The 12,897-nt window shown below is 47.8% G+C and carries 10 protein-coding genes; 5 read left to right on the top strand and 5 right to left on the bottom strand.

The genetic code is table 11. The features are described 5' to 3' along the window. Positions 1-15: 15 nt before the first annotated feature. Together E4K71_RS17170 and E4K71_RS17165 are read right to left on the bottom strand one after the other, a co-directional pair. On the bottom strand, positions 16-1,365 hold the full coding sequence (locus E4K71_RS17170; RefSeq protein WP_135081673.1) for a metallopeptidase TldD-related protein: 1,350 nt from the start codon (positions 1,363-1,365) through the stop codon (positions 16-18). Positions 1,366-1,465: 100 nt separating this feature from the next. Continuing rightward, positions 1,466-2,974 (bottom strand): UbiD family decarboxylase, encoded by a 1,509-nt coding sequence (locus E4K71_RS17165; RefSeq protein WP_135081671.1) that lies wholly within the window; start codon positions 2,972-2,974, stop codon positions 1,466-1,468. A gap of 97 nt (positions 2,975-3,071) precedes the next feature. Between E4K71_RS17165 and E4K71_RS17160 the strand changes: the two genes are divergently transcribed. From E4K71_RS17160 to E4K71_RS17145, 4 genes are all read left to right on the top strand, one after another. Then, positions 3,072-3,386: a hypothetical protein gene (locus E4K71_RS17160; RefSeq protein ID WP_135081669.1), complete on the top strand. Its 315-nt coding sequence runs from the start codon at positions 3,072-3,074 to the stop codon at positions 3,384-3,386. 95 nt (positions 3,387-3,481) lie between these two features. Then, positions 3,482-5,263, top strand: a complete 1,782-nt coding sequence (locus E4K71_RS17155; RefSeq protein ID WP_135081667.1) for an HD domain-containing phosphohydrolase — start codon at positions 3,482-3,484, stop codon at positions 5,261-5,263. Further along, positions 5,253-5,954, top strand: a complete 702-nt coding sequence (locus E4K71_RS17150) for a hypothetical protein (RefSeq protein ID WP_135081665.1) — start codon at positions 5,253-5,255, stop codon at positions 5,952-5,954. The genes E4K71_RS17155 and E4K71_RS17150 overlap by 11 nt, the downstream gene beginning before the upstream one ends. Positions 5,955-5,965: 11 nt before the next feature. Next, on the top strand, positions 5,966-6,862 hold the full coding sequence (locus E4K71_RS17145) for a DMT family transporter (protein WP_135081663.1): 897 nt from the start codon (positions 5,966-5,968) through the stop codon (positions 6,860-6,862). Between the two features lie 46 nt (positions 6,863-6,908). Here E4K71_RS17145 and trpS read toward each other — a convergent pair whose 3' ends face one another. From trpS to murJ, 3 genes are all read right to left on the bottom strand, one after another. Continuing rightward, entirely contained in the window at positions 6,909-7,907 is a 999-nt protein-coding gene (gene trpS / locus E4K71_RS17140; protein ID WP_135081661.1) for a tryptophan--tRNA ligase, read from the bottom strand. Positions 7,908-8,017: 110 nt separating this feature from the next. Then, positions 8,018-10,417, bottom strand: a complete 2,400-nt coding sequence (locus tag E4K71_RS17135; RefSeq protein WP_135081659.1) for a methyl-accepting chemotaxis protein — start codon at positions 10,415-10,417, stop codon at positions 8,018-8,020. A gap of 175 nt (positions 10,418-10,592) precedes the next feature. After that, positions 10,593-12,137 carry a murein biosynthesis integral membrane protein MurJ gene (murJ, locus tag E4K71_RS17130; protein ID WP_135081657.1) on the bottom strand — a complete coding sequence of 515 codons (1,545 nt, stop codon included), beginning with the start codon at positions 12,135-12,137 and terminating at the stop codon, positions 10,593-10,595. Positions 12,138-12,299: 162 nt separating this feature from the next. Between murJ and E4K71_RS17125 the strand changes: the two genes are divergently transcribed. Continuing rightward, complete coding sequence (locus tag E4K71_RS17125) at positions 12,300-12,839, top strand: aspartate 1-decarboxylase (RefSeq protein ID WP_135081655.1); 540 nt, start codon at positions 12,300-12,302, stop codon at positions 12,837-12,839. The last annotated feature ends 58 nt before the right edge of the window (positions 12,840-12,897 follow it).

Below are 12,897 nucleotides of genomic sequence, written 5' to 3'. Positions count from 1 at the left end.
CGGCGCACAATAGCACTACGCCGACTGCCCGGCAACCGTAAGTCCTTCAATACGCAGGCTGGGGGCGTTGGTGCCGTATTTGAACTCCAGATCGTCAGCTGGTGTCAAATTCCTGAACATATCCTTGAGGTTCCCCGCAATCGTCAGTTCTGAGACCGGGTAGACGATTTCGCCATTTTCAATCCAGAACCCAGCCGCACCGCGACTGTAATCACCTGTCACCCCATTCACCCCCATGCCAATCAATTCTGTGACATAAAAGCCCTGTTTGATATCAGCCATCAGCTCTTTTAAGGACAGCTCGCCTGCTTCCATATAGAAATTGGTTGTGCTGGGTGACGGGGGCGAACCTGTACCGCGTGCGGCATGGCCTGTGCTTTCCAACCCCAATTGGCGTGCAGAACGCAAATCCAGAATCCAGCTTTTCAAGACACCCTGTTCAACGATATTGCGCTTTTTATTTGCCAATCCTTCACCATCAATCGGCTTGGAGCGCAATCCCCGTTTGCGGTGCGGATCATCCACAATGGTAATCGCATCAGAAAAGACTTTCTCGTCCATCATATCTTTTAAAAAACTGGTGCCACGCGCCACAGAATTACCGTTAATTGCCCCGTTCAGATGCCCGAGCAACCCATTGGACACACGGGTGGAATAAATGATCGGCACCTGCTGGGTTTCCACTTTACGCGGGTTCAGGCGGGCCACGGCCTTTTCACCTGCCTTTTTTCCCACCTCTGCCGGATTATCCAAATCTTCGGCATAAACGGCAGAGGTATATTCATAATCACGTTCCATCCCGGTGCCTTCACCCGCCAAAACGGACGCACTGATGGAACACCCTGAAGAACTATAGGCATGAGACAGACCGTTTGATGCTGCAATTGCCACATCATGGCGGCCCCAGCCAGCTTCCGCCCCTTCGGAATTTGTCACACCTTCAACCGCACGGGCCGCCTCTTCGGCCTCATTAGCCCAGGCAATCAATTGTGCTTCATCGGGCTCATAAGGGTCATAGCCATCCACATCGGGAAATTCCGTCGCCAACTGGTCAGGATCAGCCAAGCCACAATGGGGGTCTTCGGGAACCACACGTGCCATATCCACACAGCGTTGTGCCAGTTCATCCAGAGAGTCTTTGTTAAAATCACTGGAAGACACAATTGCCTGACGTTTTCCAATAAAAACGCGCAAACCCATATCTTGTCCTTCTGAACGCTCCAAGCTTTCCGGCTTGCCCAAACGTTGAGACAGGGAAAGAGACGTACCTGAGACCAGCACCGCATCGGCCTGATCAGCCCCCAGTTTTTTGGCTTTTTCAATCAGATTATTTAAAAGGTCGAGATTATTTTCGTGCTGGCTCATGTCGCTATCTTTACTTCTGATCCATTGTCATTCCCAACTTGATTGGGAATCTTTTTTAAAAATTCATAAAGCCCCCCGCATGCGCGAGGATGACGTATTATTACTTCCAAATCGGCTGACCGGACCCCGGCAGACCTAATTTGTCCCACATATCAGAGACTTTATCCACCACATCCTGATCCATGCGGATTTTTTCGCCCCATTCGCGGTGGGTCTCATTACCCATTTTATTGGTGGCATCCCAACCGACCTTGCCGCCGAGCCCACTTTCAGGCGAGGCAAAATCAAGGTAATCAATCGGGGTGTTTTCCACCATCATGGTATCGCGCACCGGATCCATCCGAGTGGACACCGCCCACCAGACATCTTTCCAGTCGCGGCAATCAATATCGTCATCCACCACAATGATGAATTTTGTATACATGAATTGGCGCAGGAACGACCAACAGCCCATCAAGACCCGCTTGGCATGACCGGGATAGGCTTTCTTGATCGACACCACCGCCACACGATAAGAACAGGCTTCCGGTGGCAACCAGAAATCAACAATTTCCGGAAACTGCTGTTGCAACAAGGGGACAAACACATCGTTTAATGCTTCCCCCAAAACAGACGGCTCATCTGGTGGACGTCCGGTAAAGGTTGAAAGAAAGATCGGTTTTTTGCGCATGGTAATGGCGCTGATTTCAAAAACCGGAAAATCTTCCACCGAATTATAATAGCCTGTGTGATCGCCATAAGGTCCTTCGGCGGCCTCTTCATCATGGCGCACATAACCTTCCAGCACGATCTCAGCTTCTGCCGGAACTTTCAGCGGGACAGTTTTACAATCCACCAGTTCCACCTTTTTGCCGCGCAGCAATCCCGCAAACTGATATTCTGACAGCGTATCAGGCACAGGCGTGACAGCCGCCAAAATCGTGCCCGGATCAGCACCGAGAACAATGGCAACGGGCATGGGCTCGTTCTTTTCTTTCACCCAGCGCGCAAAATGCTGCGCCCCGCCACGATGCTTGAGCCAACGCATGATACAGCGGTTCTTCCCCAACACCTGCATGCGATAAATGCCGAGGTTGAAATTATCCGTTTTGCCATTACCCGGTCCATGTGTCACCACCAGCGGCCATGTAATCAGCGGGGCAGGTTCACCGGGCCAGCAAGTTTGAATGGGTAAATCCGCCAGATCAATGTCATCGCCTTCTAACACGACTTCCTGACAAGGCGCTGATCGTACCGTCTTCGGCTTCATCGCCATAACGGTTTTCGCCAGTGGTAAAAGGCTCAAGGCTTCCTTAAAGCCACCGGGGGGTTCAGGCTGTTTTAAAAAGGCCAGTGTTTCCCCAACTTCGCGCAATTGACTTGGCTCACGGTCCATCCCCCAGGCCACACGTTCTACGGTGCCAAACAAGTTCACCAGCACAGGCATATCGTGTTTTTTGCCATCTTCGCCCACGACATTTTCAAACAGAACAGCCGGACCTTCTTCGGCCAAAAGGCGGGTCTGGATTTCCGTCATTTCCAAAACGGTGGAGACAGGTTCTGTGACACGAACCAGACGATCTTCTTTTTCCAGACGATCCATAAAATCGCGCAAGGACGCAAACGGCATGGGGACTTCCTTAACTCGCAAAAAAATCTTTCAGATCATCTCATAACAAGCTGCGAACAAGACTTACAGAACTTTATCTCTTTAAAGGACAGTTTAAATGACTATTCCAACACACAGCACCCATGATTACTTGCGCAACTTGCTTTCCGATCTGGTAAAGATTAACGGTAAACCTGACTTTACCCGCTATGACAGCCCCCAAACCCTTGATCACCATTTTGATCATTTTTGCCGCCTGCTGATCAGTGCCGAAGAAGACCTCTCCATTATCCTTGCGCTGATGGATAAGGACCCGGAATGTAAAGACAGACGGGTCAATCACCGCCTGCAAGCTTTGGTCGATTATGTAGAGATTGCCTGTTCAATCTATGAGTCAGGCTATAACGTCCATCCAAATACAACTTTGCACTAAGGAAAGGTTGGATTTCTATGTAACTATTAATTTCCAATTTAATAAAAGCTGTTACAATAAATCCAAAGAATAGAATTACATAAGGTGTGAGACACATGGAAGACTTGCGGGAACAAAGATATCGTAAACTCCTGGATATCGGTCTGGCCCTATCCACGGAACGTAATTCCACACGATTGATGGAACAGATTCTCAACGAAGCAAAAACCATGTGTAATGCCGATGGCGGCACACTTTATCGGGTAATTGATGATGACCGCCGTCTTAAATTTGAGATTATGCGCAATGATAGTCTCAACATTTATAACGGCGGCACATCAGGCAACGAAATCACCTTACCGCCAGTTGAACTATACGACCCGGAAACGGGCGAAGAAAACCATAAAAACGTCGCTTCTTTTTGCGCCCTGTCCAAAAACACCATCAGTGTTGATGATGCCTATACTTTCAAAGATTTTGATTTTTCCGGCACCAAGAAATTTGACGAAGCCACGGGCTATCGCTCCAAATCCTTCCTCACCGTTCCTCTTTATAACAATGAAGGACGCGTGATTGCTGTTTTGCAATTGCTCAACTCTCAAGATCGCGATACTGGCGAGGTTGTCCCGTTTGATACAACCCTCCAACCCTTTGTCGAAGCCCTCGCGGCTCAGGCGGCTATTGCCCTTGATAACCAGCTTCTGGTCGAAGCCCAAAAAGAATTGCTGGCTTCTTTCATCAGCTTGATTGCAGGTGCGATTGACGCCAAGTCCGCCTATACGGGCGGGCACTGCCAGCGGGTTCCGGTTTTAACAGACATGCTCGCCGATGCGGCAAAAGCAGCCACAGACGGGGTGTTTGCCGATTTTGACATGAGCGAAGAAGACCAATATGAGCTGCACATCGCAGGCTTGCTCCATGACTGTGGGAAAGTCACCACACCGGAATATATCGTCGATAAAGCCACCAAGCTTGAAACCATCTATGACCGCATTCACGAAGTGCGCATGCGTTTTGAAGTGATGAAACGCGATGCAGAAATCAATTACCTTAAGGCTGTGGCCGCAGGCGGGGATGAAAAAGGGCTGAAAGAAGCCTTTGATAAACGCATTGCCCAGCTTGATGACGATTTTGCCTTTATTGCAGAATGTAATGTCGGCGGGGATTTCATGGCCCCGGAACGTATAGAGCGCCTGGATAAAATCTCGCAACTGAACTGGACACGCACCATTTCCGATCGCCTTGGCATCGGCCATGAAGAAAAGACGCGTAAAGAAGCCGCAGGTGTTGAGCCAAGTTTGCCTGTGGTGGAAAAAATTCTATCTGATCGTGCAGACCATATTTTCGTACGCCAAGACAAATCCCTGTTTGAAGAAGGCAACCCGTACGGCTTTAATATGGCACCGCCGGAAAACCTCTATAATCAGGGGGAACTTTATAATTTAAAAGTCAAGGCCGGAACCTTGACCGAAGAAGACCGCTTTAAAATTAACGATCATATCGTCCAAACCATCATTATGCTGGACCAGCTGCCCTTCCCGCGTCACCTCAAACGTGTGCCGGAATATGCTGGTGGTCACCATGAGAAAATGGATGGCACAGGCTATCCCCGTAAACTCACCGCTGATGATATGTCCTGGCCGGCACGTATGATGGCAGTCGCCGATATCTTTGAGGCCCTGACAGCTGCTGATCGCCCGTATAAACTCCCCAAGACCCTCTCACAATCCGTCAAAATCATGTCCTTTATGGCCAAAGACAATCATATTGATAAAGACCTGTTCGAACTGTTCCTGACCTCAGGCAAATATAAAGAATATGCCGAACGCTTCCTTAAGCCAGAACAACTCGACGAAGTTGATATCTCGCAATATGTAAAGACCGGAGATGAAGGGTAAAAAGCATCCCAATCAAATGGGAAATGACATCACAGAACGTGCCCTGGGTTATCCCTATGATATCCCGTCTCACAGCTATCTGATTGACGGGGAAGAGATCAAACCCTGGGATCATGCTCTTGACCTGACAAACCGCATCCCGGTACTGGCCTGTGGCTCCAACCAGTCCCCAACACAATTGTTACGGAAATTCGGCCCGACATATCTGCCTGTGATGGCCGGATGGTTGCATGATTACGATTCCGTCTATAGCGCCCATTTCACCAAATATGGATCTATTGCAGCAACCTATCATTATGAAAAAGGCATTCGCTCACGACAAATGATCACCTGGCTGAATCATGAGCAGCTTGACGGCATGCATAAAACAGAAAGCCTGGGCATCAATTACGAATTCGTTGAATTAGATCACATTCACTTCCACTCCGACTGCGGCGAAATAATCAATAATTCTTATAATTATAATAGCTCATTAGGAACATTTAAAATAAACTCCTTACCAATTGGCCTGCAAACCATTGAAGCGCAAAACCGGCCCTACCCATCTCTTACTCAAAAAGAACTGCAGGAAAGCGTGTTAAAGGCGATGAATTATCCCCATTGTCTAAAACAATTCATCGAAGAAACCGTAAAAAATGATAAGCTGCGCGCCAAAAGACGCCACTGGTTGATCAAAACAAGTGGCACATAAAGGATAAGATTTTGCTGCGTCATATAAGCCACCCTTATATTTTACTCTCCCTTGCCGTGCTGTTTTGGGCGGGGAATTCCGTTGTCGGACGTTTGTTTGCCGCTGACCTTCCCCCTGTTGCCATGGTCTTTTGGCGCTGGATTATTGCTGCGGCTATTTTGCTACCGATCTGTATCAAGCCGTTTTTACGGGACATCGAGATCATTAAGAAGAACCTGCTATATGTGTTTGTGCAGGGTTTTTTAAGCATCACCGCCTTTAATGCGCTTCTATACTGGGGGCTACATTATACCACGGTGGTTAATACCTCGCTCATTCAGGCAGGTATGCCTGTGGTCACGCTGTTTTTCTCCATCCTGATCCTTAAAAAAGGGGTCAAGATGCTGGGCGGGGTTGGTATCCTGTGTTCCATGATCGGAGTGAGTACGGTTGTCGCCCGTGGAGATTGGGCAACACTGGCGGGCCTGCACCTTAACCCCGGTGACTTGATGATGCTCACTTCGGTGGTACTTTGGTCCATCTATTCAGTCTTGCTCGCAAAAGCCCCCAAAGGCTTGTCACGCTTTGCCTTTACCTTTGCCATGGTATTAGCCGGGATTATTTTGCTCATTCCCCTTTATGGCTGGGAAATATCCACCGGCGCCAACTTCACACTGAATAGCGATACCATTTGGGCCTTTGTCTATATCGGTATTTTTCCCTCTGTTCTCTCCTTCCTGTGCTGGAACAGAGGGGTGGAACTGGTCGGGGCCAATACCGCAGGCGTTTTCCTTAATCTCATGCCTGTTTTTGGTGCTATTTTAGGCATGCTGATTCTAGGGGAAAAACTCCAGTCTTTCCACTATTTCGGAATCTGCCTGATTGTCCTGGGGATTTGGCTGGTAACACGAAGCCATAAAAATACATAAAGGATCACCTTCAACATAAGAAAAAGTGATCCTTTATTTAACAACATTACGGCTGTAAGAAACCAACAGCTTCTTTTACTTCTTTCAAAATCGGCTCAGCAATCGCATTGGCGCGTTCTGCCCCATCTTTCAAAATGGCATCGACTTGTGCCGGGTCATCCATATAACGCTGCATTTCTTCGCTGATTGGAGCCAACTTTTCAACAGCCAGTTCGGTCAGGGCCTTTTTGAAATCAGCAAAGGACTGACCCCCAAATTCACCACACACATCCTTAAGCTCTTGATCAGACAAGGCCGCAAAAATATTCATCAGGTTTTTCGCTTCCGGGCGATCTTCACAAGCCTCAATAGAATCGGGCACCGGATGCGGGTCTGTCTTGGCTTTGCGCACTTTTTTCGCAATCGTATCAGCATCATCTGTCATGCCGATACGGGAATATTCAGACGGGTCTGACTTGGACATTTTCTTGGTGCCATCACGCAAAGACATCACACGTGTGGCTGATCCAAAGATCATCGGTTCAGGCAGTGGGAAGATTTCTTTGCCAAAATCATTATTGAATTTTTGCGCAATGTCACGCGCCAATTCCAGATGCTGCTTTTGATCATCACCAACCGGCACATGGGTCCCCTTATAAAGCAGGATATCAGCTGCCATCAAGTTGGGGTAGACATACAGGCCACAAGAGGCATTTTCTTTATGCTTGCCTGCCTTTTCCTTAAACTGTGTCATACGGTTAAGCCAGCCCAGACGGGACACACAGTTGAAAATCCAGCCCAGTTCCGCATGACCGGAAACCGCAGACTGATTGAAGATGATGTTTTTCTTCGGGTCTACACCAGAGGCCAACATGCCCGCAGCAACCTCACGCGTTGCGCGGCGAAGGGCTTCTGGGTCTTGCCAGACGGTGATGGCATGCATATCCACAACGCAGAAAATACATTCATAATCATTTTGCAGCTTTACCCAGTTGCGAATTGCCCCCAGATAGTTGCCAAGTGTAAGATTACCGGATGGCTGAACGCCAGAAAAAATGCGACCCATTGGATTGTCCCGCTTCTATAGAAAACACAAGAGGGCGCGATGGAGACGCCCTCAGTTTATAACGTGTCTGTCTTATGCAATGGCCGCAAGTCACGGTCAAGGAAACTTTATTATTCTGCCGCTTGCAAATTCGACAGATAAATCACTTCCCCTCCCAGGATTTCATCGCGCAAACGATCTGCCCATTGTTTGGCAACATATTGAACAATTTCAGAACGCTCTTCCAGTTCCGCCACAAAACGCATCCGTGTTTTCGGGGACCCGAGCCCACGATGAGATAAGACCTCGATGCTATAGTGACCGGGGATTTCTTCGATCTCAGCCGTAAATTCATCCCCTTTGCGGACATCAATCGGTGGATAAAGCGCCATCCCGTTATTGGAAATATCCAATAGTTTGGAGCGGAAAATGCCACGCTTCCCTTTCAAAACCACATGAACATCACGCCCGATCAACGGCACCCGTTCCCCTTCAACCCCACTGCCCATCGTATCTGCAGAACGCACAGCGGTATTCAAGGACATTTCCAGACTTTCCACCATAGAAATCACTTTCTTCGAAACAGTCCCCAGTTCACCTGTCAAATTCTGCACTCCTTTCATTTCTTCAGAAGCATTTGTGACAGACTGGTTCAACCGTTCAGAAACCTTGAAAGAGTCGAGAATATTTGACGTAATGCGATGAGTAGCCTCACTTTGTTCACTCACGCTATTGGCCACATCACCTGAAATTTCTGCCATATCGTCAATAATCACATTGATCTGTTCAATTGAACTTACACAATCCTGTGTCACTGTACGAATGCTGTTAATCTGCTGAGCAATCTCAGCCGTGGCTTTTGATGTTTGTGTTGCCAACTGTTTCACCTCATTTGCCACAACAACAAAGCCTTTGCCTGCACTTCCGGCCCGTTCAGCCTCAATTGTGGCATTCAGGGCCAACATATTGGTCTGGGCAGCAATATCATTAATAATACCCACAACCGCCCCAATGCTATCGGCTGCATCCCTTAAGGATTTAACCGATTGTGAAGAGTTTGACGCCTGCTGACTGGCCGTATCCGCAATGGTACGTTGACGACCTACCTTTGCTGATACCTGTTCAATTGAACGTGCCAGATGATCGGCAGCTTCAGCTACACTTTGGGCCAACTGGTGAGAACGCGCTGCTTCTTTAGCCACTTCCCCCGCCTGAGTTGAAACGGCGTGTGCTGAACCCGAGATTGTCCCAACCGCATTATTCAGCTCTTTGGTATGGCCCACCACTTTTTCCAGAACCAAACCCGTTTCCGATTCAATCGTATCTGCCATCGCCATTAAAGACGAACTGCGTTTTGCTTCCTCGCGTTTTTGATCTTCCAGACGCTGCTGGGTAAGCCGTTCCACATCCAGAGCATTTTGACGAAAAATCACCACCGCCTTGGCCATAGTGCCCACTTCATCCCGACGTTCACGATCCACCACCTGAATTTCCGTATCACCATCGCCCAGCAATTTCATATCCTGCGTCACACGTTTCAATGGCCCCAGAATACTGCGCGAGGTAATGGCCCCCAGTAAAACGGCTAGAGCAGCAACAATTGCCATGGTGACAATATAGCTGGTGATCGTTGAATTGGATTGTTCGCTGACAATTGTCGTCGTTTGGTTTTGTGCATTGATGGCTTTCTGGCGGATTGAGGAGGCAAAAGCCATGGTCTGTTCAATGGCGAGGCGATAAGTTTCAAAGGAGTTTACCAAGCCCATGTTTGAACCTTGAAACTGAATATAGCCTTGCTTCAACAGATCATTATCACGCCCGACAAATTTCAAAATCTTTTTATCACGACGCGATAACCCGGCCATTTGTGCTTTTGTCTGGCTAAGAACTTCATCAACAGCCGAAGTTGCATTACGGGCACCTTGCAGGTTTTCTTCATTCGGCTTAATGCCATACGTCATGGTCGCCAGCATTGCCTTGTTTGAGGCCAGCAAAATCGCTTTCGCCTGCCCACTCAAAACCGCATATTCCGGTTTGTCCGTTGCAATTGTCATCAGTTTTTGCGCCAGCATCGGTGAAGAAACCACCAATTTCCCCGCCCCCATCAGGATCATGTCCGAAGACGCACCGATATTTTCAATCCGCAGTAAAAGAGGTTCCAGCGTTTCATCATAAGCTTGGGCCAGTCCCCTCACTTTGTTTGCATTATCCCCCTGATTTTTCTCTTCCAGAATACGGATGAAATGTTTTTCTACCGCCTGTGTCTTGGACAACTGAACATTCACTTTCTCACGATCCTCTACACTTTGTGTGCGGGCATAAAGCAAGATGGAATCAGATAGTTCTTTAAGACTGAGGGCATAATCATTTGCCCCGCCCACCAGATTAATTTTTTCACCAATGGCTTCTGTTGACCCTGCCATTTTATCAAATTGCAAAGTGGCAAAAGTCCCCAGTCCCAATAAAGCCAGAACAAGAAAACCAAACCCGATATAAATACGATAAGAAATTGAAATACGATCTGAAGACATTGTTGCGTACACCTTGAATAGTCTACCCGTTGTGGATTTCACTATCAGATGAGGGCGGTCTTAACCTTTTGTCAATTTATGACTGGGCCGATCTCAGGAGTTTCATCTTAATGCAATAAAAGCTTAATATTTCAATAGGTTGGATCAATAATCATACAAACGAAAAAGGGCTTGATTATCCACGCTTTAACATAGATTTCAGTTCAGACGGTCGCATAATACGCAATAGAAAGGCACTGACAAAATAAAGAACCAGACCGGCCCCGACCAACCCGATAAGAGCGACGATTCGCTCCACCTGATTACCTGTCAGAAAACCTTCCAGCCAGATAGTCAAACCATATAGCCCCGCCATCATAATAAGGCAGGCTACAACAATCCGTAAGGATTTAGAGGCCAATCGGCTATCAACGCTAAAAAAGCCCCGCTTGCGCAAGACCCAAGCCAACAAAATGGTATTGGTCCAGGCTGAAATGACCGTTGCCATCGCCAATCCAACATGCAGGTACGGTCCCATCAATAAAAGGTTAAAAGCAATATTAACCACCATACAAACAGCGGCAATCTTCATGGGGGTCTTCGTATCCCCACGCGCAAAGAATCCCGGCGTTAATGCCTTATTCAACACATAGGCAGGCAAACCAAAGGCGTAGACAAAAAGGGCCGCAGCCGTGGCTGTGCTATCTGTAGCCGTGAATTCATTGCGTTCAAACAACACACTGACGATCGGATCAGCAATCACCATATAAGCAGCGGCTGCAGGTAAAGTTAAGAACAATGAAAATTCCAAGGCCCTGTTCAGGCTGTTCATGGCCTCAGCCTCATTCCCAGCCCTGATTTGACGAGATAACATGGGCAAAAGAGCCGTCCCCACAGCCACCCCCACCACGCCAAGGGGCAACTGATTGATCCGGTCTGCATAAAACAGGAAAGAAATGGCCCCTGTAGGCAATAAGGTGGCAATCATCATATCCACCAGCAAATTCACCTGATAAATCCCTGCGCCAATGGCACCTGGAATAATACGCTTCACCATCAATTTCACATCTTCCCCCCAACTGGGAAGACGCAAAACCAACGTCATCTTGTTGCCCATACAATTCCAGAACAACCAGGCAAACTGAACAATACCCGCGCCAAACACCCCCCAGGCCAGCGCATGGCCCGGTGTTTCCATATAAGGGGTCAGCCCGATAATTGCCCCGATAAGACAGATATTCAATAAAACAGGTGTTGCAGCCGCAGCTGCGAATTTATTCAATGAATTCAATATACCTGCCATTAGAGAAACAAGTGATATGAACAGTAAATAAGGAAATGTTATGCGTGTCAGGTAAACAGCCAGGTCAAATTTGTCAGGGTCGTCCATAAAGCCAGGGGCAAAAAGTTGCATGGCCCAGGGCATGGCCAGTTCCATAATTACCAACAAAACCAGCAACACCCAGAACAGAAAGGCAAAGGCCCGTTCTGCAAACTGTTTGGCAACATCTGCGCCGTCTTCTTCGTATTTCCCCGCAAACAGGGGAACAAAAGCTGCGTTAAAGGCCCCTTCGGCAAAAAGGCGGCGAAACACATTAGGAAATTTAAAGGCAATGAAGAACGCATCAGCTACAGGCCCGGCCCCCAAAATGGCAGCAACCAGAATATCGCGTGCAAAACCAAGGATACGGCTCATCATGGTAAAACCACCCACTGTGGCAATAGAACGCATCAACGCCATTTCTTTATCCTGATCCTAAATCTTTGTTTCCGCTTATGGGTAACTGCCCTTGGGTTAAAGAATATATAATTTATAGGCTCAATATGTTAAAAAAAGCTGGCTCAAAAACTTAAAATCGTTATAACGCCAGTAACAGTTTGGATATAAAGAAAGCCTAAAACCATGATGAAAGTTGTGCGTGCAAAACTCCACGGTATCCGCGTCACCGGCGCTGATTTGAACTATCACGGTTCCATCACCCTGGACCCAGAACAGTGTGAACTGGCCGGTATCTATCCAATGGAATTTGTTGATATCTGGAACAAGCAAAGCGGTGCGCGTATTTCAACTTACGTCATCTATGGTGAACCGGGCTCTAAATGCTGTATCCTCAATGGGGCTGCGGCACGTACCTGTCAAAAAGGTGATGAAGTCATCATCTGTTCAGCCGATTATTGCAAGCCAACTGATCTGTACGACTTACAGCCAACCATCCTGACCTACCTGCCCGATAACTCCATTGATCAAATTCTGAAATATGATGTCTATCGCAGCGAGAACATGGCCTATGATTTCCGCATTATTGATGCAGAAACCAACCAGATTGAAAACTGCCACACCTATCCAAACGTCGATATTTCCTCAATCCGAAAAGACCTGAAAAAACGCGGTCTGGAAGAAGGCGATGTTGAAGGCTTTATCGAAAAGTACCTGATGCGTTGAGTAAAAGCGTCGTCCTCGCGAATGCGGGGACCTTTTTCAGATGGGACAAAGATCCCCA

Source organism: Terasakiella sp. SH-1 (genome assembly GCF_004564135.1).
In the GTDB taxonomy this organism is placed as follows: Bacteria; Pseudomonadota; Alphaproteobacteria; order Rhodospirillales; family Terasakiellaceae; genus Terasakiella.
This window is presented reverse-complemented; position numbering and strand designations above follow the sequence as displayed.

Excerpts from the sequence above, each read along its gene's own strand:
- E4K71_RS17160 (WP_135081669.1), top strand. The coding sequence starts at position 3,072 with ATGACTATTCCAACACACAGCACCCATGATTACTTGCGCAACTTGCTT.
- E4K71_RS17155 (WP_135081667.1), top strand. The coding sequence starts at position 3,482 with ATGGAAGACTTGCGGGAACAAAGATATCGTAAACTCCTGGATATCGGT.
- E4K71_RS17150 (WP_135081665.1), top strand. The coding sequence starts at position 5,253 with ATGAAGGGTAAAAAGCATCCCAATCAAATGGGAAATGACATCACAGAA.
- E4K71_RS17170 (WP_135081673.1), bottom strand. The coding sequence starts at position 1,365 with ATGAGCCAGCACGAAAATAATCTCGACCTTTTAAATAATCTGATTGAA.
- E4K71_RS17165 (WP_135081671.1), bottom strand. The coding sequence starts at position 2,974 with ATGCCGTTTGCGTCCTTGCGCGATTTTATGGATCGTCTGGAAAAAGAA.
- E4K71_RS17135 (WP_135081659.1), bottom strand. The coding sequence starts at position 10,417 with ATGTCTTCAGATCGTATTTCAATTTCTTATCGTATTTATATCGGGTTT.
- murJ (WP_135081657.1), bottom strand. The coding sequence starts at position 12,137 with ATGGCGTTGATGCGTTCTATTGCCACAGTGGGTGGTTTTACCATGATG.
- E4K71_RS17125 (WP_135081655.1), top strand. The coding sequence starts at position 12,300 with ATGATGAAAGTTGTGCGTGCAAAACTCCACGGTATCCGCGTCACCGGC.
- trpS (WP_135081661.1), bottom strand. The coding sequence starts at position 7,907 with ATGGGTCGCATTTTTTCTGGCGTTCAGCCATCCGGTAATCTTACACTT.